The organism is Bradyrhizobium sp. CCGB20 (assembly GCF_024199855.1).
Classification (GTDB): domain Bacteria; phylum Pseudomonadota; class Alphaproteobacteria; order Rhizobiales; family Xanthobacteraceae; genus Bradyrhizobium.
In genome coordinates, this window is sequence record NZ_JANADN010000001.1 from 5551498 (window position 1) to 5577866 (window position 26369).

Sequence of the window (26369 nt, forward strand, 5' to 3'; positions counted from 1 at the left end):
GCTGCCCGCGTGGAGAGATCACCCCACCCCGCTACGCATTGCGCTTCGCTACATGCGCAGCGACCCTCCCCCTCCAGGGGAGGGTGAAGAACTCTGCGCCGCCGTCACCGAATTGCGACGGCCGGCAAGTAACTGCTCAGCCTCGATCGCGATGCGTTCGACGATCTCGGCCGCCGGGGGAATATCATGGATCAGGCCGACGGCCTCGCCGGCAAAGACGGCCGCGACCTCGAAATTGCCTGCGGCTCTCGCCGCGGCATACTCGGCAGCAACCTCGCCTGCGCGCTGCATCAGCTCGACCTCGCGGCCGGTCCAGCTCTTGATATGATCGTTGACCAGCGTTCGCGCCGTGAACGGGGCCGGCCAGAACAGGCTGCGCGACCAGTCGACGATGACGCCGCGCACCGTGTCATTGCTGTCGGCGTCGCGAATGCGCTGCTTGGCCTCGTCCGCGCCATTGGCCTCCACGCTGGCATAGAAGCGCGTGCCGATCAGCACGCCGGATGCACCCAGCATCATCATGGCGGCGAGCCCCCTGCCATCGGCGATACCGCCGGCCGCGACGACCGGTACCCGCCCTGCCGCGAGATCGACGATCGCCGGCACGATATCGACCGTGGTGCGCGATGCGCCATGGCCGCCCGCCTCGGTGCCCTGTGCGATCAAGATCTCCGCCCCGGCGTCGAGCGCCTGCTTCGCCATGTCCTCGCTCTGCACCTGACAGATCAATCGCGCGCCGCGCGTCTTGATCCGCGGCGCGAACCGCGCGGGATCGCCGAATGACAGCATGACGGCCTGCGGCTCGGCGTCGAGCGCGATGTCGAGAAGCTCGGGCTGCTTGGCCAGGCTCCAGGTGATGAAGCCGATACCGAACGGCGCAAAACCCTTCAGCTCCCTGGTCTCGGCCTCCAGCCGCGCCCGGTCGCCGTAGCCACCGCCCAGGATCCCAAATCCGCCCGCTCCGCTGACCGCGCGGGTCAGCCGGCTGCCTGCGATCGTGTCCATCGGCGCCGACAGGATCGGATGCTTGATCCCGAGAAGCTGCGTCAGCGGCGTGGTGATCGGCATGGGTCCTCCCGCTCTGGACAGGAACATTAGGCGCGAATAGCATTCTTCAAAATTGAATTCTAGAGAACGCTGCCATCTCAAAAAACGAAACGACACCATGGAACTCAGCGATATCCAGACCTTTGCCGCGGTCGCTCGCACCGGCGGCATCACCCGCGCCGCCGAAGAGCTCAACACGGTGCAATCCAACGTCACCCAGCGCGTGAAGGCGCTGGAGGCAGAGATCGGCACGCCGCTGTTCGAACGCCACAGCCGCGGCATGACGCTGACCGGCGCCGGCAAACGTCTTTTGCCTTACGCGCAGCGGATGGCCGCATTATCGCGCGAAGCCGTGCTCGCCGCGCGTGACGATGGCGAGCCGAAGGGACCGCTCGCGATCGGCTCGATGGAGACGACGGCCGCCGTGCGGTTGCCGCCCCTCCTCGCCGATTTCCACCGCAACTTCCCCGCCGTCCGGTTGAGCCTGCGCACCGCACCCACCGCCGACCTCGTCGCCGGCGTGCTCGAAGGCGCGCTCGACGGCGCCTTCGTCGCGGGTCCCATCGCACATGCCGAGCTCACCGCGACAAGCGCCTTCCGCGAAGAGCTGGTGCTGGTCAGCGCGCGACGCTGGAGTTCGCTCGCCGAGTTGCGCGCCGGCACGCCGGAATCGGGCCCGACGGCGCTGGCGTTCCGCACCGGCTGCACCTACCGCCAGCGTCTCGAGCAGATCTTTGTCGAATTCGGCTGGCCGTCGGCGGCGCGCTTCGAGCTCGGCACACTCGACGGCATGATCGGCTGCGTAGCCGCCGGCATGGGCGTGACGCTGCTGCCGCGCACTGTCGTCGAACGCAGCGCGATGAGCGGCAGCGTGACCATCCACACGCTGAGCGCCTCGCACGCACGCGTCGAGACGCTCTTCATCCAGCGCCGCGCCGGGCACCAAACCAGCGCACTCGGCGGATTCATCTCCTGCCTTAAGAAAGACGACGACGTCATCGCGGCCTGAGGCGACGCAACGTTCCGCGCGACGAAATTCGTCACAAATCCATCGCGTTCAAACTGCGCTGCGTTCAGTCGACGCGACGCAGTATACGCGCGAAAAACTTTGAAGCGCGCGCCCCTTCTACGTTAGGATGAGCGACTGGCCAGCGCGAAACCATAACGCAACCCAAACATCGGCAAAACATCGGGAGGACGATCGATGCGCAATACGCTCGTGTTGTGCTGCGTCGCCGCGTTTTCGGCGATATCAGGAACTGCAAGCGCTCAGGACTGGACCAAATCGAAATGGGGGCCGAACGACGAGATCGGCGCCGCCAACTACATGACGCCCGAGCTCGTGGTAAAAGCCGCCTCTCTGGTGAAGACCGGAAAGACCTACGCACTCGGCATCCCCGTCACGCCGCAGACGCCCGCCTATCCGCCGCGCACGTTCAAGATCACCATCGTGCAGCCCGGACAGGCCGGCAGCCCGGGCCTCGGCCCCAACAAGGCCACCTACAATGACGACATCCTGGACACCTGGGTCGGCATCGGCAGCCAGCTCGACGGTCTCGGTCATCTCGGCGTCGAGCACGTCTATTACAACGGCAACAAGCTCGCCGACTTCGCCGATCCGAACGGGCTGAAGAAGCTCGGCATCGAGAAGGTGCCGCCGATGGTCACCCGCGGCGTGCTGCTCGACATGGCCGCTTACTTCAAAACCGACGTGGTGAAGGAAGGCACCGCCTTCAACGTCAAGGAGATCGAGGAAGCCGCCAAACAACAGAACGTCGAGATCCGCCAGGGCGACGTCGTCATCTTCCATACCGGCTGGCTCAGCCTGATCGGCAAGGACGACAAGCGCTACTCGGCGGGCGAGCCCGGGCTCGGCGTCGAAGGCGCAAAGTACCTGACCGGCAAAGGCGTCGTCGCGATCGGCGCCGACACCTGGGCGCTCGAGGTACTGCCGTTCGAGTCCAAGAACGTGTTCGAGGTGCACCAGATCCTGCTCGCGATGAACGGGACCTACATCCTCGAGAACATGGACACGGCCGCGCTCGCGCGGGACAAGGGTTATGAATTCCTGTTCGTGCTGGGCCAGCCGCGCTGGACCGGCGGCGTGCAGGCAATGATCAACCCGATCGCGATCCGCTGATCTGATCCACCTGCGGGCGAGGATCCACCTGCCATCCGTCAGGCCCCTCGCCCGAACTATGCCTGTGGTCTCACCTGCCACCGCCGCAGCGCCACGACGGCCCAGATCGCCTCGACGAGGCCGAACGGCCAGGCGCCTTGCAGGAAGCCATAGGCCGAGCCGAGCGCGCAGGACATTGCGAACAGCAGCACGAACCAGTGGCTGCGGTCTTCCAGGGCGTAAGTGACCAGCATCGCCGTGACGGCGAACAAGCCGAATAATGTCAGCGCATCCATTGTTCCGGGTTCACTCCGCAGCGCGACGCATGATATGCGCTAGACCATGCCCGCTCTTATCCTGCCCCTGATCGATGCTGCAACCCATTGGCCCGAACGCGGCGGGTTGGTCGGGCTTGATCTCGGCACCAAGACCATCGGTGTAGCCGTGTCCAATCCGGACCGGCGCCTCGCCACCGGCGTCGAGACCATCCAGCGCAAGGCATTCAAGCAGGACGCGGCGCGGTTGCTGGCGATCGCGGCCGAGCGCAAGGCGGTCGGCTTCGTGCTCGGCCTTCCCATCAACATGGACGGCAGCGAGGGCCCGCGGGCGCAATCCACCCGGGCGTTTGCTCGAAACCTCGCCGGGCTGACGACGCTTCCCATCGGCCTCTGGGACGAGCGCCTGTCGACCGCGGCGGTCGAACGCGAGCTGATCGGCATGGATGTCAGCCGCGCCAAGCGCGCCGAGGTGATCGACGAGCATGCCGCGATCTTCATCCTGCAAGGCGCGCTCGACCGCCTCGCCAATCTTCGCGCCAGCCCGGGGACCGGCTGATCCATGGCGGTCGTGATCGCGGCGCTGCTGCCGGTCTTCATCCTCATCGTGCTCGGCGTGGTGCTCAGGCGCACCCTGATGCGGCTCGACACGCAATGGCACGGGCTGGAGCGGCTGACCTATTTCGTGCTGTTCCCGATGTTGCTGGTCCAGACGCTGGTGAAGGCCGACCTCTCAAGGGTGCCGGTCGCCGGCGTCGGCGGCGCACTGCTGTTGTCGGTGCTCGCGATGTCGCTGCTCTGCCTCGCGCTCCGCCCGGCGCTGGCGCGGCTCGACATCGACGGTCCCGCCTTCACCTCGATCTTCCAGGGCGCGACGCGCTGGCAGACCTATGTCGCGCTCTCCGTCTCCGCCAACATGTTCGGCGATGTCGGGTTGGCGCTGGCCTCGGTGGCGATGGTCGCGATCATTCCGCTGGTCAACGTGTTCAGCGTCGCCGTGCTCGCGCACTATGCATCGCCCGAGAAGCAGTCCGCGCGCGCCATCGTCATGACGGTGGTCCGCAATCCGCTGATCTGGGCCTGCGTGATCGGGCTCGCCATCAACCTGCTGCACCTGCCGTTGCCGAAGATCTGGCATGACGTGGCGGACGCGCTGAGCCGGTCCTCGCTCGCCATCGGCCTGCTCGTCACCGGCGCCGGCCTGCAGCTCGAGGGTTTGCTCCGCCCGAGCGTGAGCGCGACGGTCGGCGTCGCGTTCAAGCTGGTGCTGATGCCCGTGCTCGCGCTGGCGCTCGCCGCCTGGTTCGGACTCTCGGGCGACAGCCTCGCGATCGTCGCAATCTGCGCGGCGGTGCCGACCTCGCCCAGCGCCTATGTGCTGGCCCGCCAAATGGGCGGCGATGCGCCGCTGCTGGCGCAGATCATCACGCTGCAGACGATTTTGGCGGCAATCACGATGCCGATCGCGATCGCGCTGGTGGCCTAGCTCCCCAGCCACATCGTCAGCACCACCGCGGTCAGGTTGTTCAGCGCGTGCAGCACGATGGTGAGCCAGAGCGAATTGGCGCGATAGCGCATGTAGCCGAACCACAGGCCAATGGTGAAGACCTCGGCGAGGAAGTACATGTCGTATTGCAGATGCACGACCGTCCACACCAGCGACGACAGGAGGATCGCGCCGGGCACGCGCAGGAAGCTCGCCGACCAGCCGCGATAGAGGAAGCCGCGCGCCAAAACCTCTTCCGACATCGGCGCGGCCACGCTGAAAGCGAACAGCAGGAACAACGCCGCGCCCTTGTCGCGGCCGGATTTCAACAGCTCGGTCATGAAGCCCGGCGTCGCCTCGCGGCCGAGCGCGCGTGACATCGTCTCCCAGGCGACGACGATCAGGATGAGGCCGACCGCGCCGAACAGCAGTTGCTTCCAGGACGGCCAATTGAGCGCGAGATAGTCGACGAAGGCGGCCTTCTTGATGCGAACGGCCAGCCATACCGCGGCCAGCGTCGCCGGCAGGCCCATCGTCACCGAGAGCGCGAGCGCCGCCGGGTCGCTACCGACGCGCTGCATCGACGCAAGGTCGATGGGATCGCCACGGACCCAGGCCAGATAGACGATGGCACCGACCTGCCCGACGAACATTGCAGCGAAGATGACGATGCCCCAGAGCGACGTACCCCAGAATTTCCAGACGCGTGCATCGACCGCGGGCGTCACGGTGAGCGGCGGGAGTTCGGGATTGAGGGAGTCCATTCAAGCGCTTTCGTTGGGACGGCACCCTCATTCCGGGGCCGTTCGCACGACGATCTACTTCGTCCGTGGCGGAATCGGGAAATCATAGGCCGCCCCGCCCGCCCCCGGCAGGGAAAAATGCCACCACTCCTTCGCATAGTTCACAAAGCCTTGCTTCGCCATCGCGGCCACCAGCCGCCTGCGCCAGGCGCGCTGCTCCGGATTGATCGACGCTGCCCCGGTGTGCCCCTTCGCGTCCGTGCAGTCGTAGCCCGTGCCCATGTCGACGCTGGCCTCCGGCGCCCTCGCCTCGACCGGCGCCGTGCAATCGGCATAGGCTTTCGACGGCTCGTACCTGCCCGAATTGTCGGCCTTGAGATCGACCAAGGTGAGATCGAGCGCCGCGCCCGTGGAATGCTGCGAACGGCTCGCGATGTAGCCGAGGCGGAACAGCTCGGTCTTCGGGATCTTCGGATTGTAGCGCCGCTCGGCGGCCGTCTCGCGGCCGTTCTGCGACCACTTCACCATGTCGAGCGAGGCCCGCGCCGGCCGGTAGCAATCGAACATTTTCAGCGAGAGATTTTGCGCCGCCAGCTCCTGCTGAACCGCTTTCAGCCGCAGCCCGACCTCGCGCTTCACCACGCATTCGCCGGCACCATAGCCGGCGAGCGGACGGCCGACGAAATTGTTCGAGGTGGCGTAGCGGATGTCCTGGATGATGGTCGGGTCGATATCGCGCAGATGGACGAAGCCGCCCGGCAAGGTTTGTGCCCCCGCCGGCGCGAGGATTGATATCGTCAGCAGCACAACGAGCGCTGCACGCGCCACGATCCCCGTACCAGCGGTCATTGCACCGGATCCGAGTTGACCAGAAGCTTTGTGATCGCGGTGTCCGTGTATTTGTTGCCGGCCCAGACGTCGTCGATGATGAATTGCATCCAATAGGCCGAAACCTGCGGCCGCAATGTCAGCAGCTGCGCTGACAGCTTGTCGTCAAGGATGAAGATTTGCGACTCGCCGCCGGAGAATAGCACGCGGATCTGACGAACCCTGTTGTTCTTGGCAAAGATATCGGGGCTCTTCTGGTAGCCGTTCTGCACATGGATCGATTTGACCCGTCTCTGCGTTTCGAATTCGACCGTGATCCATTCGCCGATGCCATTCCCCGGCGCGCCCTCGACCCAGGCCGTTCCTGTCGAGGCGTCGAACAGGTTCGCCGCGCCGTATGAATTGCCGAACTGCGGCTTCAGCATCGAGCTGACGCAATAGGTCTCAAAGCCGCTGCGGGCACAGCTTTCGCCTGCCGCGGACGGACGCAGCGGACGCATGGTCGCGCGCTCAGCAACCGCCGGCTTTGCCTGCGGCTTCACCAGCATGCCGACCACTGGCCGTTCCGACGACAGCGGCGCCCAGAGAAAAATGCGCCCACCCAGCGTCTGGTCGTAATAGGCCGGCGTCTGCTCGTGCGGCGCAGGCTGCCCCGCGCCATCGCTCGCCGTCAGCGCCAGCGCCGCCACTCGCTCGCGCACCTCGACTGCGAGATCGCCGAGATGCAGCTCGGGCCGTTTCAGCTGCTCGACGAAGATGCGAGTGAACACCGAATTATGCGCCGAATCATTGCTGCTGAGCTGATCGAGCGCAGTCTGGCCGATCCCCGCCGAATAGAGCGTGAAGATTCCGCGCGCAGGCCGGGTATCGGCAAGCCCCCGCGTGTTCCCGATCGAGCGGCCAGCGGCGCGCGGAAACGGATTGTCGCGGCAGGCGTCGATCACGATAAAGGCGACCCGCACCGATTTTCCTTGGACCTCGGCGATCACATCGGGCTCGGCGATCGAGGCGCCGCGCACCCTCGCTTCAGCGCCCTCGGTGACGGCAGGTACATCGCTCGGCACGAGGTAGTTCACCCCCGCGATCGCAACGCCATGCCCCGCATAGAACACCGCGGCGGTATCGCCCGGCTCGAGCCGCGCCGTGAAGTCCGCGAGCCGGTCGATCATCCCCTGGCGGCCGAGATTGGTCCCCAGCACGATCTCAAATCCGAGTGACCTCAGCGCATCCGCGATGGTGGTTGCGTCATTGGCCGCCTTCTTCAATTGCCGGTCAGCCGGCAGGTTCGGATAGAGATCATTTCCGATGACGAGCGCCACGCGCTTCTCGGCCAGCGCCGGAGTCACAAGGCCGGCAATGCAAACGGCCGCCAGCGCAGCAACATTGCGCGCCAGTCGATTAAAATACCGCATGCTCGTCATGATCCGGCCCGTGACGCAACGAATGGCACGAGCCTAGCGCAAAGCGGCAGCCCCGAACACAGGCCGGCGGAGCCCCCTCGCCTGCAAAGCGCCGTGGATAACTCCCCGCCCCGGCATTGGCCCTTGCCCCCTCCGCCATCCGCGCCTATAGCTCTCGCTTTAATGACATCGAAATCGACCTTCGTCCTCGGCCACCGGCATTTGCTGGGCATCGAGGGCCTTTCCGCGGCCGACATCACCGGCCTCCTCGACCTGTCCGAAGAATATGTCGAGCTCAACCGCCAGGTTGACAAGAAGCGCACCGTCCTGCGTGGACGGACGCAGGTGAACCTGTTCTTCGAGGCCTCGACCCGGACCCAGTCCTCGTTCGAGCTCGCCGGCAAGCGGCTGGGCGCGGACGTCATGAACATGTCGGTGTCCTCCTCGTCCATCAAGAAGGGCGAGACGCTGGTCGACACCGCGATGACGCTGAACGCCATGCACCCGGACATCCTGGTGGTGCGCCATCACGCCTCCGGCGCGGTGGAACTGCTGGCGCGCAAGGTCGACGGTTCCGTGATCAACGCCGGCGACGGCGCGCACGAGCATCCGACGCAGGCGCTGCTCGACGCGCTGACCATCCGCCGCAACAAGGGCCGGATCGAGGGGCTCGTCATCGCGATCTGCGGCGACGTGCTGCATTCGCGCGTCGCCCGCTCCAACATCATCCTGCTCAACACCATGGGCGCCCGCGTCCGCGTCGTCGCCCCCTCCACGCTGCTGCCGCCCGGTATCGAGCGGATGGGCGTCGAGGTCGCGCGCGACATGCGCGCGGGCCTCGAAGGTGCCGATATCGTGATGATGCTGCGGCTCCAGCGCGAGCGCATGAACGGCTCATTCGTGCCGTCGTCCTCCGAATATTTCCACTATTTCGGGCTCGACCAGAAGAAGCTCGGTTACGCCAAGCCGGACGCACTCGTGATGCATCCCGGCCCCATGAACCGCGGCGTCGAGATCGACACCGCAGTCGCCGACGGCGCGCAGTCCCTGATCCGCGAACAGGTGGAGATGGGCGTGGCCGTGCGTATGGCCGTGCTGGAAGCGCTCGCCCGTAACCTTCCGAACGCGTGATGCCGATGCTGACCGACCGCCGCCCGATCCTGCTCGCCAACGCCCGCGTCGTCGATCCCTCAAGGGATTTCGACGGTGTCGGCGACGTCCTCATCGCCGACGGCACCATCCGCGAGACCCGCCGCGGCATCGGTGCAGCCGGCGTCCCCGAGGGCACCGACATCGTCAACTGCTCCGGCAAGATCGTGGCGCCCGGCCTGGTCGACATGCGCGCCTTTGTCGGCGAGCCAGGCTTCAGCCACCGCGAGACCTTTGCCTCGGCGAGCCAGGCCGCCGCGACCGGCGGCATCACCACCATCATCTGCCAGCCCGACACATCTCCGGTCATCGACAACTCGGCGACCGTCGACTTCGTGATGCGCCGCGCCCGCGACACCGCCATCGTCAACATCCAGCCGATGGCGGCGCTGACCAAGGGCATGCGCGGCGAGGAGATGACCGAGTTCGGCCTGCTGAAGGCCGCCGGCGCGGTCGCCTTCAGCGACGGCGACAGAAGCGTGACCAATGCGCAGGTGATGCGCCGCGCGCTGACCTATGCCCGCGATTTCGACGCGCTCATCGTGCACCACACCGAGGACCCCGACCTGGTCGGCGAAGGCGTGATGAACGAAGGCGAGTTCGCCTCGCGGCTCGGCCTGATGGGCATCCCGAATGCCGCCGAGGCCGTGATGCTCGAACGCGACATGCGCCTCGTCGCGCTGACCGGCGGCCGCTATCATGCGGCTTCGCTGTCCTGCATCGATTCCCTCGACATCCTCGAGCGCGCCCGCGACGCCGGGCTCGCCGTCAGCGCCTCGGTCTCGATCAACCACCTTGCGCTGAACGAGAACGACATCGGTCCCTATCGCTCGTTCCTGAAACTGTCGCCGCCGCTGCGGACCGAGGACAACCGCCGCGCGCTGGTCGCCGCGATGGCCTCCGGCCTCGTCGACGTCATCATGTCCGACCACAATCCGCAGGACGTCGAGGTCAAGCGGCTGCCGTTCGCGGAGGCCGCTCCCGGCGCCGTGGGGCTCGAGACCATGCTGCCAGCGGGCCTGCGCCTCGTGCACAACGGCGAGATGGAACTGAAGACGCTGATCAGGGCGATGTCGACGCGGCCAGCCGAGCTGCTCGGGCTGGCGGGTGGAACCCTGCGCGCCGGCAGCCCGGCCGACGTCATTGTGATCGACCCTGACGTGCCCTGGGTGGTCGATCCCGCCGACCTCAAATCGCCCTGCAAGAACACCCCGTTCGACGAGGCCCGCTTTACAGGCCGCGTGGTGCGCACCATTGTCGGCGGACGGACGGTGTACGAGCATGTCTGACGCGCGGGGTCGTTCGACATGGAGATTCAGCCAAGGAATCTGTAGCCATGGGGCTTGAAGCCTTTCTGCCGGTGGCCTTCGTCATCGGCTACCTCCTCGGCTCGATCCCGTTCGGGCTGATTCTGACCAGGCTCGCCGGCACGCAGGATATCCGCTCGATCGGCTCCGGCAGCATCGGCGCCACCAATGTTCTGCGCACGGGACGCAAGAGCCTTGCCGCAGGCACCCTGCTGTTCGACGCCCTCAAGGGCACCGTCGCGGTGGTGATCGCCGGTTACATCGCGGGGCCCAATGCCGCCATGGTGGCCGGGCTCGGCGCGTTTCTCGGCCATCTCTTCCCGGTCTGGCTCAAGTTCAAGGGCGGCAAGGGCGTCGCCGTCTATATCGGCATCCTGCTCGGCCTGTTCTGGCCTGGCGCCGTCGTGTTCTGCCTGCTCTGGTTAGCTACCGCCTTCACCAGCCGCTACTCCTCGCTGTCTGCGCTGGTGGCCGCGTTCATCACGCCGATGTTCCTCTGGTGGTTCGGCCACCTCGCATTGTCCGCGCTAGCGGCCGTGCTGACGCTGCTGCTGTTCTACGCGCATCGCGAGAACATCAAGCGATTGCAAGCGGGCAAGGAAAGCCGGATCGGCGAAAAGGCTTAGAAGCGTTTTCGAGCGAAGTGGGTACCGGTTCGCGTGAAGAAAACGCGTCAAAACAAAATCTGAAGCCGGAAAAAGTACGGATACCGCCGCAAGGCCTCCGCATTATATGCCAAATCCTGTTCGCAACTCACAGCCGACTTACGGCTTCAGTGGCGAACAGGTTCCATGCCTGTCATCCTGACAGGGGAAATGGCGTTACGCGGTTGCTCAGAATGAGCGAAGAGATAGTCGGCGCGCATGACGGGGGTGGTTCGCACGGTGCTTCCGGCACCGCGGCAAGCCGGCTGCTGTCGATGACCAATATCTGGTCAGATGCGCCCTCGCCGCCTCCGGCGCCAAAGCCTGTCCCCGTTTCTCCGCCGGCGCCGCAGCCCGAGCCAATCGCTCGCGCTCCTGTCGCGGTCGAGGTCGTACCAACGCCCACGCCTGTCGCGCAGCCACGCTCCGACCAATGGCCGCCGCGAAAACTCTCGCTGGCGCTTCAGGGCGGCGGCACTTTCGCGGCCTTCACCTGGGGCGTGCTGGAGCGGCTGCTGGAACACCCGACCATCGAGTTCGACACCATCAGCGGCGCCAGCGCCGGCGCCGTCAATGCGCTGCTGCTCGCCTCCGGCCTCGCCGAAGGCGGACGCGAAGGCGCGCGTTCGCGGTTGAACCGGTTCTGGGCCCGCCTGATGCACGAGGCCTCGTTCCGCTCGCTGATGCTGGTCGGCGGATTCTCGCCGGCGGGAAGCTCGGTCGCATTCGGCCCGACGCTGCGCTCCGGCCAGTTCGATCCGTTCGATCTCGATCCGCTGCGCCAGGCGCTGTCGCGCGACATCGATTTCGCCGCCTTGCGCGATGCGGCCTGTCCAAAACTGCTGATCGCGGCGACCCGCATCCGCGACGGCCAGCAGCAGATCTTCCGCAACGATGCCATCACCGCCGACGTCGCACTGGCCTCGACCTGTCCGCCGCTGGTTCATTGCGCCGTCGAGATCGAGGGCGAGGCCTATTGGGACGGCGGCTTCGGCGGCAATCCACCGCTGGTGCGGCTGGCGCAGGAATCGGCGACCTCCGACCTGCTGCTCGTCCAGGTCACGCCCACGCGCGACAGCTACGTGCCGATCACGCTCGCCGCGATCGACCGCAGGCTCGACCAGATCGCAGCCAACGCCGCCCTCAACGCCGAGATCGCGGCGATCGAATGGGCACAATCACATGCCGCGCCTTCGCTGCGGCTCTGCAGGATCGCGGCCGAAGACTCCGTTGACGGACTTGCGCAGCGCTCGGCCACCGATCTTGGCCGCGGCTTCATTCGCACGCTGCACCGGAGCGGCCGCGAGGCCGCCGAGCGCTGGCTGGGGCAAGGCGCTGTTGGCACCGAAGCCCAACGCGCCCCGCCGCTGGCCGAGCCGGCGCTAGCCTGATTTCGCCAGCGCGTTCTCCAGGAACCATGCGGCCGCAAGCGCGCCGGGATCGTTGCCGAAGCGCGCGATCACCTGCACGCCGATCGGCAGGCCGCCGACCTTCAGCACCGGCACGTTGACGCAAGGATTGCCCATCAGCGTCCACACCCGGTTGTAGCGGGGGTCACCGGTCGAGGCGAGCTCCTTGGCCGGCGGCGTGCCCGGCGCCGAATAGGTCAGCAGCACGTCGAAATTCTCGAACAACTCACCGAGCTCGCGGCGGCCGCGACGGGCGATGCGGCGCGCCTCGTCATAGTCCTTCGGCGTCAGTCCGACGGTCGCATCGAGGCTGGCACGCAGCATCGGTGCGATCTCGTCGTGATGCTCGTCAAACTCCCAGGCGAGTGCACGATGCGCCTCGAAGTCCTGGATGATCGGGTGGATGCGCCAGGCTTCCGCCACCGACTCCGGCGCAGCGATCGTCTGCACGCTGGCGCCGCCACGCTCCGCCGCTTTGATCGCAGCTTGCAACCCCTCTTCGGCGGCCAGTTCGACGGCGCCGGCGAACTCCTGGCGGACCACGCCGATGCGCGGCGCCTTTGCCGGGGCAATGCCGGAGAATTCGGTGCGGCCGGTCATTCCCAGAAGTCCGCGCGCGAGATCTTCCGCACGCGACCCGAACAGGCCGACCGTGTCGAGCGCCCACGAATAGCACTTCACGCCGACCGTCGGCAGCATCCGGAACGACGGCTTGATCGCGGCGGCGCCGCAATAGGCGGCGGGCCGGATCACCGAGCCGCCGGTCTGGGTGCCCAGCGCCAGCGGGACCATGCCGGCGCCGACGGCTGCCGCCGAACCCGAGGACGAGCCGCCCGGCGTATGGCCGAGATTGTGCGGATTGAGCGTCGGGGTCGGATCGCGCGAGGCGAACGCCGTGGTCGTGGTCTTGCCGATGACGGTGGCGCCTGCCCGCTTCAGCATCATCACCACAGGCGCGTCGCTGCGCGGCTGCCAGCCGCGATAGATCTCCGAGCCCATCTCGGTCGGCATATTGGCGGTGTCGATGATGTCCTTGATGCCGACGGCGATGCCGCGCAGCGGGCCGGAGGCCTGCGCCTTCGCGGATTTGTCGTGACGGACGAAGGCGTGGACGTCCTTCTCCCTGGCCTCGATCGCCGCGTGCGACTGGGCGATGGCGTCATCGGGCGAAAGCTCCCCCGCTTCAATGCGGCGCTGGAGGTCGGCGAGTGAGATCATGGCAAAACCCTTCTTATTGGCATCGCTTTTAGCATCGGGGCGAGGCCGTGCAAGCGCACGCCGCTGTTGCCCACGCCCTCAGGTTGTTCCATGCTGCGCCTGCAAGGAGACGCCGTGGACGCCATCAATCCGAGCGTTGAGCTGACCGAGGCTGACAGGATCGACCGCCTGCGGCTGATCCGGTCCGACAATGTCGGGCCGCGCACCTTCCGTTCGCTGGTCGATCATTTCGGCAGCCCGCGCGCGGCGCTGGAGCGCCTGCCCGATCTGGCGCGCCGCGGCGGTGCGCAGCGATCGGGTCGCATCTGCAGCGCGGATGAGGCAAAGGCCGAGCTCGCCGCGAGCCGCAAATTCGGCATCGCCTGGCTAGCGCCCGGCGAGGACGGCTACCCGGCGCGGCTGGCGATGATCGACGATGCGCCGCCCCTGCTCGCGGTACGCGGTGACAGCGCAACCCTGATGCGGCCGATGATCGCCATCGTCGGCTCGCGCAACGCCTCTGGTGCAGGCCTCAAATTCGCCGGCCAGCTCGCACGTGAGCTTGGTGAAGCCGGTTTTGTCGTCATCTCGGGGCTGGCGCGCGGCGTCGACCAGGCTGCGCACCGTGCGAGCGTCGAGAGCGGCACCATCGCGGTGCTCGCCGGCGGACATGATTGCATCTATCCGCCCGAGCATGGCGATCTGCTCGCCTCGCTGCTCGATCACGCGGGCGCGGCGATCTCCGAGATGCCGCTCGGCCATGAGCCGCGCGCCCGCGACTTCCCCCGCCGCAACCGGCTGATCTCGGGCGCCGCGCTCGGCGTCGTCGTGGTGGAGGCGGCGCACCGCTCGGGCTCCCTGATCACCGCCCGCATGGCGGCCGAACAGGGCCGCGAGGTGTTCGCGGTGCCCGGCTCGCCGCTCGATCCGCGCGCCGCCGGCACCAACGACCTGATCAAGCAGGGCGCAACGCTCGTCACCGAAGCCGCCGACATCGTCAACGCAGTTCAGCCGATCATGGAGCGGCCGCTGATGCATCCGGCTGAAGAGCCGGACAGCGAGCCGTTCGAGAGCGACCCGCAAGGGCACGACCGCGACCAGATCACCGGCCTGCTCGGCCCCGCCCCTGTGACGATCGACGATCTCGTGCGGATGTCCGGCGCCCCGCCCGCGATCGTCCGCACGATTTTGCTGGAGCTCGAGCTTGCCGGCCGTCTCGAACGTCACGGCGGCGGACTGGTGTCGCTGCTCTAATTTCTCTGCGGCCATCCTTCGAGACGCCCGCCTTTGGCGGGCCCTCAGGATGAGGACGGAGGGTGTGGCAGCAATTTCAAGGCGCAACGATGCCACTTAGCCTCACCCTGAGGAGACCGCGCAGCGGTCGTCTCGAAGGGCGAGGAGCGCGCTCAGTGTCGCGCCCGGCGAACTGCCCGCCTCAGGTGTCGTTGCGCTTATCGAAATGCGTACGTGCAGCCTCAATCTGCATCAGATGGTCCATGGCCCACTGCCCGAGCGCCTTCACCGGCTGTTGCAGTCCGCGGCCGAGATCGGTCAGCTCGTAATCGACGCGCGGCGGAATGGTCGGAAAGATCGTGCGCGTGACAAGGCCGTCGCGCTCCAGTCCGCGCAGCGTCAAGGTCAGCATCCGCTGCGAGATGCCGCTGATCATGCGCTTCAGCTCATTGAAGCGCTTCGGCCCGTCGCTCAGGTTCATGATGACGAACACGCTCCACTTGTCGCCGACGCGCGACAGGACCGAGGCCACGCCGCGGCAGTCGGCATGGTCCGGATCCGGCAGCCGCGGAGCAGGCAAATCGGTGTGTGCAGGTTTCAATGATGTGCCCATGGCTCAAAAAAGTGCGTTCTTGCGGGGAATTTGACAGTCACTCATGTAGTGCGGGTTACAAATCTATACCATGGGTGACCCCAATGAAACTCCTCCATATCGACTCCAGCGTCCTCGGACCCCACTCCGTCTCCAGGCAGGTTTCGGCCGCCATCGTCGACCGGCTCAGGCAGGCGACGCCCTCCCTCGACCTGATCTATCGTGACCTGACCCAGACGCCGCTCGCCCACCTCTCCGGCTCGCATCTCGCGGCCGCGCAAGGCGCGCCTGCACCGGCGGAACTCGGACCCGACCTTGCCGCGAGCGCGGCGGTGCTGAACGAGTTCCTCGATGCCGACATCGTCGTGATCGGCGCGCCCATGTACAATTTCACGATTCCGAGCCAGCTCAAGGCCTGGATCGACCGCGTCCTCGTGGCGGGGAAGACGTTCAAATACGACGCCAACGGCCCGCAGGGCCTTGCCGGCAACAAGCGCGTGATCATCGCGATCTCGCGCGGCGGCTATTACGGTCCGGGCACGCCGGCCGCCTCGCTCGAGCATCTCGAAACCTATTTGCGCGGCGTGTTCGCCTTCATGGGCGTCACGAGCCCTGAGTTCATCGTCGCAGATGGCATCCAGGTTGGCCCTGAGCATCGCGAGAAGGCGCTGGCCGGCGCGCTTCAGGCCGCCACCAGTCTGCGTGCGGCGTAACGCTTACGCCGACAACAGCCGCTGCCGGACTCCGGCGGCGGCTGACAGATCGACGGAGCTAAAACCAGGCGCCCTGAACGCCAAGGATGACGGCAACGAGTGAAATGAACAGGCCGATGCCGGAGAAAAGAGCCACCCCGATCAGCTCGGACGTGTCGGAGCGCTTGGCGGGAATGGCGGAACGTTCGGTGTAAATACGCGGTGCTGAAATCGACGAAAAAATGCGAACTGCTTTCGGCATTTCGGGCTCCTTTAAAATGAGTCTTTTGACCCCCTGCCCGTAAAAATGTCTGCGCAGCAGATGCGAAGGTTCAACACCTCACGGAAGGTTCAGCGAAACAAGGCTCGCGAGGTGCAGGATCCGGCCGGCGCAACCGCAGCGATCGCGCCGACCGATTCAATTTTCGAAAGAGTTGATCAGCCGCGATAGATCGGCGCGCCGGCCGGCGAAGCCACCGCGCCGCCGTCGACGAAGATCTCCTGGCCCTGCACATGCGCGGAATCATCGGAGGCGAGGAACAGCACCGTCTTCGAGATGTGATCCGGTTCACCAATACGTCCAAGCGGCGTCGACAGCCCGATGCGCTTCTCGAACGCCTTCTCCGCTTCCGGCGTTGCGACCGCCGCGCCCCAGATCGGCGTGCGGATCGCACCGGGCGCAACGACGTTGACGCGGATGCCGCGCGGCGACAGCTCCGAGGCCATGATCCGCGCCATCGCCCGCACGCCCGCTTTCGCCGCGCCATAGGCGGAGTAACCGGGGATGCCGAGCACGGAGATCACCGAGCCGTTGAGGATGATCGAGGAATTGTCGTTGAGATAGGGCAGCGCGGATTGAACGGTGAAAAACACGCCGGTGAGGTTGGTGCTGATCACCTTCTCGAAAACCTCCAGCGTCGCCGAGCCGAGCGGCGTGCCGCCGGGAATGCCGGCATTGGCGAACACGATGTCGTACTTGCCGAATTTTTCGGCGCCCTGCTTGATCGCAGCGTCCGTCGCGGCGATGTCGGTCGCATCCGCGGCGAGCGCGAGCGCGTTCGGGCCAAGCTCCTTGCCGGCAGCCGCCAGCGTCTCCTTGTTACGCCCGGTGATCACCACCTTCGCGCCTTCGGCCACGAACAGCTTTGCCGTCGCAAACCCGATGCCGCTGTTGCCGCCCGTAATCAGTGCCGTCTTGCCTTGAAGTCTCATGCTCGCCTCCAGTGGTTTCATAATGAAACTGAGTTGCCATCTAGGCCACATGGTTTTATGATGCAACCACACAAGCGCGTGATTGATGTCAAAACGCACGGCAAGACGAGACCATCACGATGGTGAAACGAACGAGCTTTGAGGGCGATGCCTGCCCGGTCGCGAGGTCACTGGAAGCGATCGGCGACTGGTGGTCGCTGCTGATCATCCGCGAAGCGCTGTTCGGCGTGCGCCGCTTCGGCGAATTCCAGAGCAAGCTCGGCATGGCCAAGAACATTTTATCTGTGCGGCTGCGATCGCTCGTCGACCATGGCATCCTGACGACAGCCCCCGCCTCCGACGGCAGCGCCTATTCTGAATATGTGCTGACGCCGAAAGGCCGCGGCACCTTCCCGATCCTGGTGGCGCTGCGCCAATGGAGCGAGGAGTTCGACGATCACCCCGAGGAGATCGCGACCATCCTGGTCGATCGCGAGAAAGGCCGCCCGGTGAAGAAGCTCGAAATGCGCGCCGAGGATGGGCGCTTGCTCAGCCCTGCGGACACCATGATGAAGCCGCGACCGGCGCCGCGGCGGCGGTCGGCGTGATAGCGGCACACTGCCACCCCGCCGTCATTGCGAGGAGCCCTTGCGACGAAGCAATCCAGACTGCCACTGCGGAAAGATTCTGGATTGCTTCGCTGCGCTCGCAATGACGGCGTTAGAGCAGCGCGCACCGGCCGCCTCCCCCTGAAGTGGCCGCTTCTTCAGCGGCCCTCAAGGGGCGACAGCCCGGCTGCATCTCGGCCGTTCATGCTTCGAGGCTCACTGCCTTCTCAACCTTCGACTTTTGATCTGACCTCCGACGCAGTACTTGCAGCCGCAAAAGGGACGTTGCCCCTTCGCTTCCGGGTAGAAGCGCCAACCGACGGTCTGAGGGAGTGCACGAATAGCCACAATTTCAGCAGATCCAATCGACCGCGGAATGACAGTTTCAAACCCCATCACCCGCTCGCGTAAAAGCCAATCTGCAGCGACCGCTGCGCAAACCATCTTCTTGCTGTCGGTGTAGCGGCCGCACCAAACAAGTTCGCTATCAGGAATTCGAAAATAGACACCGACAGCAGAACGAAATCCCCGACGCTTCATTTCCCTTAGCCATTGGTGGGTAACAATGAAGTCGCTGGTAACTGGCATAGCGAAGATGCCGAACTTTCGAATATCCGTTTCTGCTATTTTGGAGCGTGAGAGATTGACCCCACTGCGCCGGATCGAATTAGCCATACGCTCGTCGGCGATATGTACAAATATTGGCACGCAGTTTTACTCCGGAGGTATCTTACTGCTCAGGGTGAAGCCTCAAATTCAAACTACCGGGACTCGGCACGCCCATAAGGGGCACGCTGTCTCGTCGTAGGTCGTCCTGGCGAACGCCGGGACTCATTGCCGCCAGAGAGCGGTTTGGCGAAGATTCATTGCCGGGACATCTATCGTGCGCCACGGAGAGATCACGCGATAGGGGTCCTGGCTTTCGCCAGGACGACATTGGGGACGTATCCCGCCAACTCTCTCCCGCCCCCTCACGACAGCTTGCGCTTGCTCCGCAGCCGCAGATGCTCGTCGGCTTCCAGCTTGGTCATCCCTAAGAGATAATGCAGCACGTCGAGCTTGTGGCGCTCGGCGAGCTTGCGCAATGCCCCGACCTGCTCGGCGATGAAGGCGACCGCCTCATCGACGCCGCCCTCTCCCGGTTCCTCGTGGCGCGAGCCTCCCGGCGCGCCTGATGCGGCGCGCGCCCGTTTCCTTCCTGGCTTAGTCACCAGACCCCACCCGAATCCATGCCCCGGGCGACTCTACGCCGACATTGATCGCAACTCCAAGGTGGTATTTTGCAACTTTCTCGATATGAAACTTTTCCCATTCAGGGCGCTTTCAACACCCTTCGATTTGACAGCGAGGGCCTCACCACCCATGTTCGGGTCGAAACGGCCGACCCGAATCTTGTCGAATTCGGCCTAAGATTTCCCCGTAAGTTACTGGAACTACATGAATATCGTCATTGTGGAGTCGCCGGCGAAAGCCAAGACGATCAACAAGTATCTGGGCTCGTCCTACGAGGTTCTGGCCTCGTTCGGCCATGTCCGCGACCTCCCGGCGAAGAACGGTTCCGTCGATCCCGACGCTAATTTCAAGATGATCTGGGAGGTCGACCCCAAGGCGGCCGGCCGGCTCAACGATATCGCAAAATCCCTGAAGGGCGCCGACCGACTGATTCTGGCGACCGACCCTGATCGCGAGGGCGAGGCCATCTCCTGGCACGTGCTGGAGGTGATGAAAGAGAAGCGCGCGCTGAAGGACCAGAAGATCGAGCGCGTGGTGTTCAACGCCATCACCAAGCAGGCGGTCACGGATGCGATGAAGCATCCGCGCGAGATCGACGGCGCTCTGGTCGACGCCTATATGGCGCGCCGTGCCCTCGATTACCTCGTCGGCTTCACCCTCTCCCCCGTGCTGTGGCGCAAGCTGCCGGGCGCCCGCTCGGCCGGCCGCGTGCAGTCGGTGGCGCTGCGCCTCGTCTGCGACCGCGAGCTCGAGATCGAAAAGTTCGTGCCGCGCGAATACTGGTCGCTGATCGCGACCCTGCTGACGCCGCGCGGCGATGCCTTCGAGGCGCGCCTCGTCGGTGCCGACGGCAAGAAGATCCAGCGCCTCGACGTCGGCAGCGGCGCGGAAGCCGAAGACTTCAAGAAGGCGTTGGAAGCAGCCGCCTACGCCGTGACCTCGGTCGATGCCAAGCCGGCCCGGCGCAATCCGCAGGCGCCCTTCACCACCTCGACGCTGCAGCAGGAAGCCAGCCGCAAATACGGCTTTGCGCCGGCGCACACCATGCGCATCGCCCAGCGCCTTTATGAAGGCATCGACATCGGCGGCGAGACCACCGGACTCATTACTTATATGCGTACCGACGGCGTGCAGATCGCGCCCGAGGCGATCACCCAGGCCCGCAAGGTGATCGGCGAGGATTACGGCAACGCCTACGTGCCGGACGCGCCGCGCCAGTACCAGGCCAAGGCCAAGAATGCGCAGGAAGCGCACGAAGCGATCCGTCCGACCGACATGTCGCGCCGCCCCGACAGCATGAGCCGGAAGCTCGATGCCGACCAGGCGCGGCTCTATGAGCTGATCTGGAAGCGCACCATCGCCAGCCAGATGGAATCGGCCGAACTCGAGCGCACCACCGTCGACATCACGGCGAAGGCAGGCTCCCGCACGCTGGAGCTGCGCGCGACGGGCCAGGTCGTCAAGTTCGACGGCTTCCTGGCGCTCTACCAGGAAGGCCGCGACGACGAGGAGGACGAGGACTCCCGCCGCCTCCCCGCGATGAGCCCGAACGACGCCCTGAAGCGGCAGTCGCTCGCCGTCACCCAGCACTTCACCGAGCCGCCGCCGCGCTTCTCGGAGGCCTCGCTAGTCAAGCGCATGGAAGAGCTCGGCATCGGCCGGCCCTCGACCTATGCCTCGATCCTCCAGGTCCTCAAGGACCGCGGCTACGTCAAGCTGGAGAAGAAGCGCCTGCACGGCGAGGACAAGGGCCGCGTTGTGGTCGCCTTCCTCGAAAGCTTCTTTGCCCGCTACGTCGAGTACGATTTCACGGCCTCTCTCGAAGAGCAGCTCGACCGCATCTCCAACAACGAGATCTCCTGGCAGCAGGTGCTGAAGGATTTCTGGACAGGCTTCATCGGCGCCGTCGACGACATCAAGGATCTGCGTGTCGCGCAGGTGCTCGACGTGCTCGACGACATGCTGGGGCAGCACATCTACCCGCCCCGCGCCGATGGCGGCGATATCAGGCAGTGCCCGAGCTGCGGCAACGGCCGGCTGAATCTCAAGGCCGGCAAGTTCGGCGCCTTCGTCGGCTGCTCGAACTATCCGGAGTGCCGCTACACCCGTCAGCTCGCCGCCGACAGCGAGACCACCGCCGACCGTTCGCTCGGCCAGGACCCGGATACGGGTCGCGACGTCTGGGTCAAGGCGGGCCGGTTCGGGCCCTATATCCAGCTCGGCGAGCAGAAGGATTATGAGGAAGGCGAGAAGCCGAAGCGCGCGGGCATTCCGAAGGGCACTTCTCCTGGAGATGTCGAGCTCGAGCTTGCGCTGAAGCTGCTGTCGCTGCCGCGCGAAATTGGAAAGCATCCGGAGACCGGCCAGCCGATCACGGCGGGCCTCGGCCGCTTCGGGCCGTTCGTGAAGCACGAGAAGACCTACGCCAGCCTGGAGGCCGGCGACGAGGTGTTCGACATCGGCCTCAACCGCGCAGTGACGCTGATCGCGGAAAAGGTCGCCAAGGGCCCGAGCCGCCGCTTCGGCGCCGATCCCGGCAAGGCGATCGGCGACCACCCGACGCTCGGCACCGTCACCGTGAAGAGCGGCCGCTACGGCGCCTATGTCACCGCAGGCGGCGTCAACGCGACCATCCCCGCCGAGTTCGAAAAGGACACCGTCACGCTGCCGCAGGCGATCGCGCTGATCGACGAGCGCGCGGCCAAGGGCGGCGGAAAGGCCAAGGCAAAGAAGGCGGCCAAGCCAGCCAAGGCCAAGAAGGCTACGGAGAAGGCTGCGGACGGCGAGGACGCAGCGCCCAAGAAGAAACCGGCCGCGAAGAAAGCCGCGGCCAAATCGAAAACTGAATCAACCAGCAAGGCGCGCGCCGCCGTGTCGTCGTCGGCAAAGACGTCGCCGACCAAGGCAGCCGCCAGCAAGGCTCCGGCCAAGAAGAGTGCCGGCAAGACTTAGAGAAAGAATTAGAGGTTAAGTGAAACGCAAGAATGACCGTGGCTTTCCCGACCGGGCAGCCATCGTCGCCTTCATCAAGGCAAATCCAGGAAAGGTGGGAACTCGCGAAATTGCGCGCGAGTTCGGCCTGAAGAACGCCGATCGCATCGAGCTCAAGCGCATGTTGCGCGAGCTCGCCGACGACGGGACCATCAAGAAAAAGCGCCACAAGGTTTCAGAGCCGGACGCTCTGCCGTCAACGCTGGTCGCCGACATCACCGGCCGCGACCAGGACGGCGAATTGATCGCCTCCCCCACCGAATGGGACGAGGTCGAAGGCGGCGAGCCCCCCAAGATCCGCATCCAGATGCCGCGCCGGCCAAAGCCGGGTACTGTCGCCGGCGTCCGCGACCGCGTGCTGCTGCGCGTCGAGCCGACCAACGAGACCGAAGGCCCGGCCTATCGCGGTCACGTCATCAAGGTCTTCGACAAGACCAGGAGCCGCATCCTCGGCGTGTTCCGCAGCCTGCCCGAAGGCGGCGGACGGCTCGTCCCCGTCGACAAGAAGGCCGCCGACCGCGAGCTCAACATCGCAGCAGCCGATACGTCGGGCGCGCAGGACGGCGACCTCGTCAGTGTCGACATCGTCCGCACGCGCAGCTTTGGCCTCGCCTCCGGCCGCGTGAAGGAGAAGCTCGGCTCGGTCAAGTCGGAGAAGGCGATCAGCCTGATCGCGATCTACGCCCACGACATCCCGCTGCAATTCCCGCCCGCCGCCGAGCGCGAGGCGGAAGCCGCAGAGCCCGCGAACCTGAAGGGGCGCGAGGATTGGCGCGACGTCCCGCTTGTCACCATCGATCCGCCGGATGCCAAGGATCACGACGATGCGGTGCATGCGCAAGCAGACGACGACCCGAACAACAAGGGCGGCTTCATCGTCAACGTCGCCATTGCGGATGTGAGCTTCTACGTCCGGCCGGGCACCGCGCTCGACCGTAGCGCGCTCGACCGCGGCAACTCGGTCTATTTCCCCGACCGCGTCGTGCCGATGCTGCCCGAGCGGATCTCGAACAATCTCTGCTCGCTGGTCCCCGGCGAGCCGCGCGGCGCGCTCGCGGTGCGCATGGTGCTCGGCCCCGACGGCCGCAAGCGCTCGCATACGTTCCACCGCATCCTGATGCGCTCGGCCGCCAAGCTGAGCTACGCGCAGGCGCAGGCCGCGATCGACGGCCGGCCCGACGACACCACCGGCCCGCTGCTCGATCCGATCCTGAGGCCGCTCTATGCCGCCTATGCCTGCGCCAAGCGTGCGCGCGACGAGCGCGATCCGCTCAATCTCGACCTGCCCGAGCGCAAGATCCTCCTGAAGAGCGACGGCACGGTCGACCGCGTCGTGGTGCCCGAGCGCCTCGATGCGCATAAGCTGATCGAGGAGTTCATGATCCTCGCCAACGTCGCGGCAGCGGAGATGCTGGAGAAGAAGTCGCTGCCGCTGATCTATCGCGTGCACGACGAGCCGACGCTGGAGAAGGTCCACGCACTCGCGGAGTTTCTGGAGACGCTGGACGTCCCGTTCGCGAAAGGCGGCGCGCTGCGCCCTGCTCTGTTCAACCGCGTGCTGGCGCAGCTCGAAGGCCACGACCACTTCCCGCTGGTGAGCGAGGTGGTGCTGCGGGCGCAGGCACAGGCAGAATATTCCTCCGAGAATTACGGTCATTTCGGCCTGAACCTGCGCCGCTACGCGCATTTCACCTCGCCGATCCGCCGCTATGCCGACCTCGTCGTGCACCGCGCGCTGGTCCGCGCGCTCGGGCTCGGCGAAGGCGCCCTGCCCGACAGCGAGACGCCGGAGAGCCTGGGCGAGGTCGCAGCCCACATCTCGGTGACCGAGCGGCGCGCGATGAAGGCCGAGCGCGAGACCGTCGACCGCCTGATCGCCCATCACCTCGCCGATCGCATCGGCGCGAGCTTTCAGGGCCGCGTCTCCGGCGTCACGCGCGCCGGCCTGTTCGTCAAGCTGAGCGAGACCGGCGCCGACGGCCTGATCCCGATCCGATCCCTCGGCACGGAATATTTCAACTATGACGAGGGTCGCCATGCCCTCGTCGGCACGCGCAGCCGCACCATGTATCAGCTCGGCGACGTCGTTGACGTCCGTCTGATCGAAGCGGCCCCCATCGCGGGCGCGCTACGGTTCGAGTTGCTGTCGTCGGACAGTGAGACCGCGCCGCGCGACCGCCGGCAATCCGGTCCGCAACGCCGCCCCTCGTTCAAGGCGCATCCCGGCCGCAGTCCGGACAGAAAACGCAAGCCGCCGAAGCCAAAATCCGGCAAGGCGAAGAAGAGCAAGGGAAAGAACAAGGGGAAAGGCGGGGGTCAGAAGGGCAAGGCATGGTGACGACGAGCACGGCCCCGAAAATCTGGACGCGCGAGACTGGTCTGGTCGAGAAGCGCGACGTCTGGGCTGCCATGAAGCGCGGCTTTCGCAGCCGCTGCCCGCGCTGCGGCGAGGGCAAGCTATTCCGCGCCTTCCTGAAGACGGCGGACAATTGTTCCAGATGCGGCCTCGACTTCACGCCGCACCGCGCCGACGATCTGCCGGCCTATCTCGTGATCGTCATCGTCGGCCACATCGTCGTGCCGACCATCTTGTGGATCGAGACTAATTACACGACGCCTGTCTGGCTCAGCTTCGCGGCCTATCTGCCCTTCACCTTCGTCGCCTCGCTCGGGCTGCTGCAGCCGGTGAAGGGAGCCGTGGTCGGGTTGCAATGGGCCCTGCGCATGCACGGCTTTGACGACAACCCTCCGGATGGTATTCCGCCGGTCTAAGCAATAATCAAAAAGCGGTTTGGGTGAGGACATGACGGATACTTCGCAGGCAGCCGAAAAGGCCAAGATCCACGAGGGCAAGGAAGCCGACCACCATCCCTATTTCCGCCCGAGGGATGCGGCGACGCTGATCCTGGTCGATCGCAGCGGCAGCATTCCAAAGGTCCTGGTCGGCAAGCGCCACGACAAGGTGGTGTTCATGCCCGGAAAGTTCGTCTTCCCCGGCGGCCGCGTCGACAAGGACGATTATCGCGTGCCGTGCGCGGCACCGATCACGGCCGAGCTCGAAGCCAATCTCGCCAAGGGCAGTCCGAAGACCCCGGCCTCGCGCGCAAAATCGCTCGCGATTGCCGCGATCCGCGAAGCCTGCGAGGAGACCGGTCTCTGTCTCGGCCGCAAGAGCGAAGGCAAGGCGAAGCTCGAGGGCGCCTGGAAGCCGTTTGCGGATGCGGGCCTGCTGCCCGACCCCTCCAGCCTGTTCCTGATTGCGCGCGCGATCACCCCGCCCGGCCGCGTCAAGCGGTTCGACACGCGCTTCTTCACGGCGGACGCCTCCGCGATCACCCACCGCGTCGAGGGCGTGATCCATGCCGATGCCGAGCTGGTCGAGCTGGTCTGGGTCGAGCTCGGCTCGAAGCCGCTCGCCGATCTGCATCCGATGACGCGCAACGTGCTCAACGAGCTCGACACCCGCCTTGCCACCGGCCCGCTCCGCCACGACGCGCCAGTGCCGTTCTTCCATTTCTACGGCGGCAAGATGCAGAAGGATATTTTGGCCTAACTAATCGTCCGCGTCCGGCTCGGTGCCGACATAATCGCGCGCCGGCAGCTTCAGGACGCGGCCGATCTCGCTGGCGAGCTGGTCCGCCTCCTCGCGCCTGGTGAAGCTCTGAAGCGTGATCGGCTCGGTGCCCCTGTTGCCGCAGAGATTGACGTCGTAGGTCGTCAGATCCGTATCGTAATCATCCGTGATGCTGATGAAGTGATAGTCGGCGAGATCACGCTGACTGCGGATGTTCAGCGGCCCGAACTGCCTGGTGATCACGATCTGGCGCAGCGTCTCGTTGAGCACGACGAAATAGCGGTAGCTGAGCAGGATGATTCCGGGGATGCCGACGAGTAGCCCAAGCCCGGTGAACACCAGCACCGGCACGAGGTCATCGGCGAGCCTTCCGAAGCCGGAAAAATCCTGGCGCAGGCCGAGCGCGACATTCCACACCAGATAGAAGCTCGCCGCCAGCAACGGCAGCGACAGCAGCCGGCCGACCCAGGGCATGGGACGGTCGATGCGGACGGTGCTGCCATCCACGGTCATTGCGCCTGCCATCGGAAGCTCTCCTTAGGGGTCATGGCTTTGTCGACGCGATCGGCGGATCGGTTCGATGGCTCCCTCCTCCGTCATTCCGGGCTCTCTGCTGCGCAGCGGCAGGGAATGACGCGATTGTGCTGGAGG

27 protein-coding genes are annotated in these 26369 nt (G+C 65.6%); 15 read left to right on the forward strand and 12 right to left on the reverse strand.

The window, feature by feature from the left end; genetic code table 11:
• Window positions 1-48 precede the first annotated feature (48 nt).
• Window positions 49-1068: a nitronate monooxygenase family protein gene (locus NLM15_RS25870; protein WP_254120253.1), complete on the reverse strand. Its 1020-nt coding sequence runs from the start codon at window positions 1066-1068 to the stop codon at window positions 49-51.
• A 97-nt stretch (window positions 1069-1165) separates the two neighbouring features.
• Here NLM15_RS25870 and NLM15_RS25875 point away from each other — a divergent pair, with 97 nt between their 5' ends.
• Together NLM15_RS25875 and NLM15_RS25880 are read left to right on the forward strand one after the other, a co-directional pair.
• Window positions 1166-2056 carry a LysR family transcriptional regulator gene (locus tag NLM15_RS25875; protein ID WP_254120254.1) on the forward strand — a complete coding sequence of 297 codons (891 nt, stop codon included), beginning with the start codon at window positions 1166-1168 and terminating at the stop codon, window positions 2054-2056.
• 195 nt (window positions 2057-2251) lie between these two features.
• Window positions 2252-3187, forward strand: coding sequence for a cyclase family protein (locus NLM15_RS25880; protein ID WP_254120255.1), 936 nt, complete (start codon window positions 2252-2254; stop codon window positions 3185-3187).
• A gap of 56 nt (window positions 3188-3243) precedes the next feature.
• Here the strand turns inward: NLM15_RS25880 and NLM15_RS25885 are convergent, their stop codons facing one another.
• Window positions 3244-3462, reverse strand: coding sequence for a hypothetical protein (locus NLM15_RS25885; protein WP_254120256.1), 219 nt, complete (start codon window positions 3460-3462; stop codon window positions 3244-3246).
• 46 nt (window positions 3463-3508) lie between these two features.
• On the opposite strand from NLM15_RS25885, the gene ruvX reads away from it, so the two are divergent.
• Window positions 3509-4000, forward strand: coding sequence for a Holliday junction resolvase RuvX (gene ruvX / locus NLM15_RS25890; protein WP_254120257.1), 492 nt, complete (start codon window positions 3509-3511; stop codon window positions 3998-4000).
• A gap of 3 nt (window positions 4001-4003) precedes the next feature.
• Window positions 4004-4927 carry an AEC family transporter gene (locus tag NLM15_RS25895; protein WP_254120258.1) on the forward strand — a complete coding sequence of 308 codons (924 nt, stop codon included), beginning with the start codon at window positions 4004-4006 and terminating at the stop codon, window positions 4925-4927.
• Here NLM15_RS25895 and NLM15_RS25900 read toward each other — a convergent pair.
• The 3 genes from NLM15_RS25900 to NLM15_RS25910 are packed head-to-tail and all read right to left on the reverse strand — an operon-like array spanning window position 4924 to window position 7910.
• Entirely contained in the window at window positions 4924-5691 is a 768-nt protein-coding gene (locus tag NLM15_RS25900) for a CPBP family intramembrane glutamic endopeptidase (RefSeq protein ID WP_254120259.1), read from the reverse strand. The genes NLM15_RS25895 and NLM15_RS25900 overlap by 4 nt on opposite strands.
• 54 nt (window positions 5692-5745) lie before the next feature.
• Window positions 5746-6519 (reverse strand): M15 family metallopeptidase, encoded by a 774-nt coding sequence (locus tag NLM15_RS25905; RefSeq protein WP_254120260.1) that lies wholly within the window; start codon window positions 6517-6519, stop codon window positions 5746-5748.
• On the reverse strand, window positions 6516-7910 hold the full coding sequence (locus NLM15_RS25910; RefSeq protein ID WP_254120261.1) for a caspase domain-containing protein: 1395 nt from the start codon (window positions 7908-7910) through the stop codon (window positions 6516-6518). The genes NLM15_RS25905 and NLM15_RS25910 overlap by 4 nt, the downstream gene beginning before the upstream one ends.
• A 171-nt stretch (window positions 7911-8081) precedes the next feature.
• Between NLM15_RS25910 and NLM15_RS25915 the strand changes: the two genes are divergently transcribed.
• The 4 genes from NLM15_RS25915 (at window position 8082) to NLM15_RS25930 (ending at window position 12389) form a co-directional block, all read left to right on the forward strand.
• Window positions 8082-9029, forward strand: a complete 948-nt coding sequence (locus tag NLM15_RS25915; RefSeq protein ID WP_254120262.1) for an aspartate carbamoyltransferase catalytic subunit — start codon at window positions 8082-8084, stop codon at window positions 9027-9029.
• 5 nt (window positions 9030-9034) lie between these two features.
• Window positions 9035-10336, forward strand: coding sequence for a dihydroorotase (locus NLM15_RS25920; protein ID WP_254124416.1), 1302 nt, complete (start codon window positions 9035-9037; stop codon window positions 10334-10336).
• A 47-nt stretch (window positions 10337-10383) separates the two neighbouring features.
• A complete protein-coding gene (plsY, locus tag NLM15_RS25925) occupies window positions 10384-10980 on the forward strand; it encodes a glycerol-3-phosphate 1-O-acyltransferase PlsY (protein WP_254120263.1) in 597 nt (198 codons plus the stop codon).
• A 212-nt stretch (window positions 10981-11192) separates the two neighbouring features.
• A complete protein-coding gene (locus NLM15_RS25930) occupies window positions 11193-12389 on the forward strand; it encodes a patatin-like phospholipase family protein (RefSeq protein WP_254120264.1) in 1197 nt (398 codons plus the stop codon).
• Here the strand turns inward: NLM15_RS25930 and NLM15_RS25935 are convergent.
• Complete coding sequence (locus NLM15_RS25935; protein WP_254120265.1) at window positions 12381-13625, reverse strand: amidase; 1245 nt, start codon at window positions 13623-13625, stop codon at window positions 12381-12383. The genes NLM15_RS25930 and NLM15_RS25935 overlap by 9 nt on opposite strands.
• Before the next feature lie 90 nt (window positions 13626-13715).
• Here NLM15_RS25935 and dprA point away from each other — a divergent pair, with 90 nt between their 5' ends.
• Window positions 13716-14858: a DNA-processing protein DprA gene (gene dprA, locus NLM15_RS25940; RefSeq protein WP_254120266.1), complete on the forward strand. Its 1143-nt coding sequence runs from the start codon at window positions 13716-13718 to the stop codon at window positions 14856-14858.
• A gap of 181 nt (window positions 14859-15039) precedes the next feature.
• On the opposite strand, the gene NLM15_RS25945 is transcribed toward dprA, so the two are convergent.
• Window positions 15040-15450 (reverse strand): helix-turn-helix domain-containing protein, encoded by a 411-nt coding sequence (locus tag NLM15_RS25945; RefSeq protein ID WP_254120267.1) that lies wholly within the window; start codon window positions 15448-15450, stop codon window positions 15040-15042.
• 83 nt (window positions 15451-15533) lie between these two features.
• Here NLM15_RS25945 and NLM15_RS25950 point away from each other — a divergent pair, with 83 nt between their 5' ends.
• Window positions 15534-16142 carry an FMN-dependent NADH-azoreductase gene (locus NLM15_RS25950; protein WP_254120268.1) on the forward strand — a complete coding sequence of 203 codons (609 nt, stop codon included), beginning with the start codon at window positions 15534-15536 and terminating at the stop codon, window positions 16140-16142.
• Between the two features lie 58 nt (window positions 16143-16200).
• Here NLM15_RS25950 and NLM15_RS25955 read toward each other — a convergent pair whose 3' ends face one another.
• Window positions 16201-16383, reverse strand: a complete 183-nt coding sequence (locus NLM15_RS25955) for a hypothetical protein (RefSeq protein WP_254120269.1) — start codon at window positions 16381-16383, stop codon at window positions 16201-16203.
• 176 nt (window positions 16384-16559) lie between these two features.
• Window positions 16560-17333: an SDR family oxidoreductase gene (locus tag NLM15_RS25960; protein ID WP_254120270.1), complete on the reverse strand. Its 774-nt coding sequence runs from the start codon at window positions 17331-17333 to the stop codon at window positions 16560-16562.
• 119 nt (window positions 17334-17452) lie between these two features.
• Between NLM15_RS25960 and NLM15_RS25965 the strand changes: the two genes are divergently transcribed.
• Entirely contained in the window at window positions 17453-17920 is a 468-nt protein-coding gene (locus NLM15_RS25965) for a helix-turn-helix domain-containing protein (RefSeq protein WP_254120271.1), read from the forward strand.
• Window positions 17921-18136: 216 nt separating this feature from the next.
• Here NLM15_RS25965 and NLM15_RS25970 read toward each other — a convergent pair whose 3' ends face one another.
• Window positions 18137-18628, reverse strand: coding sequence for a hypothetical protein (locus NLM15_RS25970; protein ID WP_254120272.1), 492 nt, complete (start codon window positions 18626-18628; stop codon window positions 18137-18139).
• 263 nt (window positions 18629-18891) lie between these two features.
• Window positions 18892-19131 carry a hypothetical protein gene (locus tag NLM15_RS25975; RefSeq protein WP_254120273.1) on the reverse strand — a complete coding sequence of 80 codons (240 nt, stop codon included), beginning with the start codon at window positions 19129-19131 and terminating at the stop codon, window positions 18892-18894.
• Between the two features lie 226 nt (window positions 19132-19357).
• On the opposite strand from NLM15_RS25975, the gene topA reads away from it, so the two are divergent.
• From topA to NLM15_RS25995, 4 genes are read left to right on the forward strand one after another with little or no spacing between them, the layout of a single operon-like run.
• On the forward strand, window positions 19358-22105 hold the full coding sequence (gene topA, locus NLM15_RS25980) for a type I DNA topoisomerase (RefSeq protein WP_254120274.1): 2748 nt from the start codon (window positions 19358-19360) through the stop codon (window positions 22103-22105).
• A 19-nt stretch (window positions 22106-22124) separates the two neighbouring features.
• Window positions 22125-24482 (forward strand): ribonuclease R, encoded by a 2358-nt coding sequence (gene rnr / locus NLM15_RS25985; protein WP_254120275.1) that lies wholly within the window; start codon window positions 22125-22127, stop codon window positions 24480-24482.
• Window positions 24476-24916, forward strand: a complete 441-nt coding sequence (locus tag NLM15_RS25990) for a DUF983 domain-containing protein (protein WP_254120276.1) — start codon at window positions 24476-24478, stop codon at window positions 24914-24916. The genes rnr and NLM15_RS25990 overlap by 7 nt, the downstream gene beginning before the upstream one ends.
• 31 nt (window positions 24917-24947) lie before the next feature.
• Window positions 24948-25697, forward strand: a complete 750-nt coding sequence (locus tag NLM15_RS25995) for an NUDIX domain-containing protein (RefSeq protein ID WP_254120277.1) — start codon at window positions 24948-24950, stop codon at window positions 25695-25697.
• Here NLM15_RS25995 and NLM15_RS26000 read toward each other — a convergent pair whose 3' ends face one another.
• Window positions 25698-26243: a hypothetical protein gene (locus NLM15_RS26000; protein ID WP_254120278.1), complete on the reverse strand. Its 546-nt coding sequence runs from the start codon at window positions 26241-26243 to the stop codon at window positions 25698-25700. It abuts the gene before it with no gap.
• Window positions 26244-26369 lie beyond the last annotated feature (126 nt).

Excerpts from the sequence above, each read along its gene's own strand:
- NLM15_RS25870 (WP_254120253.1), bottom strand. The coding sequence starts at position 1,068 with ATGCCGATCACCACGCCGCTGACGCAGCTTCTCGGGATCAAGCATCCG.
- NLM15_RS25875 (WP_254120254.1), top strand. The coding sequence starts at position 1,166 with ATGGAACTCAGCGATATCCAGACCTTTGCCGCGGTCGCTCGCACCGGC.
- NLM15_RS25880 (WP_254120255.1), top strand. The coding sequence starts at position 2,252 with ATGCGCAATACGCTCGTGTTGTGCTGCGTCGCCGCGTTTTCGGCGATA.
- NLM15_RS25885 (WP_254120256.1), bottom strand. The coding sequence starts at position 3,462 with ATGGATGCGCTGACATTATTCGGCTTGTTCGCCGTCACGGCGATGCTG.
- ruvX (WP_254120257.1), top strand. The coding sequence starts at position 3,509 with ATGCCCGCTCTTATCCTGCCCCTGATCGATGCTGCAACCCATTGGCCC.
- NLM15_RS25895 (WP_254120258.1), top strand. The coding sequence starts at position 4,004 with ATGGCGGTCGTGATCGCGGCGCTGCTGCCGGTCTTCATCCTCATCGTG.
- NLM15_RS25900 (WP_254120259.1), bottom strand. The coding sequence starts at position 5,691 with ATGGACTCCCTCAATCCCGAACTCCCGCCGCTCACCGTGACGCCCGCG.
- NLM15_RS25905 (WP_254120260.1), bottom strand. The coding sequence starts at position 6,519 with ATGACCGCTGGTACGGGGATCGTGGCGCGTGCAGCGCTCGTTGTGCTG.
- NLM15_RS25910 (WP_254120261.1), bottom strand. The coding sequence starts at position 7,910 with ATGCGGTATTTTAATCGACTGGCGCGCAATGTTGCTGCGCTGGCGGCC.
- NLM15_RS25915 (WP_254120262.1), top strand. The coding sequence starts at position 8,082 with ATGACATCGAAATCGACCTTCGTCCTCGGCCACCGGCATTTGCTGGGC.
- NLM15_RS25920 (WP_254124416.1), top strand. The coding sequence starts at position 9,035 with ATGCTGACCGACCGCCGCCCGATCCTGCTCGCCAACGCCCGCGTCGTC.
- plsY (WP_254120263.1), top strand. The coding sequence starts at position 10,384 with ATGGGGCTTGAAGCCTTTCTGCCGGTGGCCTTCGTCATCGGCTACCTC.
- NLM15_RS25930 (WP_254120264.1), top strand. The coding sequence starts at position 11,193 with ATGAGCGAAGAGATAGTCGGCGCGCATGACGGGGGTGGTTCGCACGGT.
- NLM15_RS25935 (WP_254120265.1), bottom strand. The coding sequence starts at position 13,625 with ATGATCTCACTCGCCGACCTCCAGCGCCGCATTGAAGCGGGGGAGCTT.
- dprA (WP_254120266.1), top strand. The coding sequence starts at position 13,716 with ATGCTGCGCCTGCAAGGAGACGCCGTGGACGCCATCAATCCGAGCGTT.
- NLM15_RS25945 (WP_254120267.1), bottom strand. The coding sequence starts at position 15,450 with ATGGGCACATCATTGAAACCTGCACACACCGATTTGCCTGCTCCGCGG.
- NLM15_RS25950 (WP_254120268.1), top strand. The coding sequence starts at position 15,534 with ATGAAACTCCTCCATATCGACTCCAGCGTCCTCGGACCCCACTCCGTC.
- NLM15_RS25955 (WP_254120269.1), bottom strand. The coding sequence starts at position 16,383 with ATGCCGAAAGCAGTTCGCATTTTTTCGTCGATTTCAGCACCGCGTATT.
- NLM15_RS25960 (WP_254120270.1), bottom strand. The coding sequence starts at position 17,333 with ATGAGACTTCAAGGCAAGACGGCACTGATTACGGGCGGCAACAGCGGC.
- NLM15_RS25965 (WP_254120271.1), top strand. The coding sequence starts at position 17,453 with ATGGTGAAACGAACGAGCTTTGAGGGCGATGCCTGCCCGGTCGCGAGG.
- topA (WP_254120274.1), top strand. The coding sequence starts at position 19,358 with ATGAATATCGTCATTGTGGAGTCGCCGGCGAAAGCCAAGACGATCAAC.
- NLM15_RS25990 (WP_254120276.1), top strand. The coding sequence starts at position 24,476 with ATGGTGACGACGAGCACGGCCCCGAAAATCTGGACGCGCGAGACTGGT.
- NLM15_RS25995 (WP_254120277.1), top strand. The coding sequence starts at position 24,948 with ATGACGGATACTTCGCAGGCAGCCGAAAAGGCCAAGATCCACGAGGGC.
- NLM15_RS26000 (WP_254120278.1), bottom strand. The coding sequence starts at position 26,243 with ATGGCAGGCGCAATGACCGTGGATGGCAGCACCGTCCGCATCGACCGT.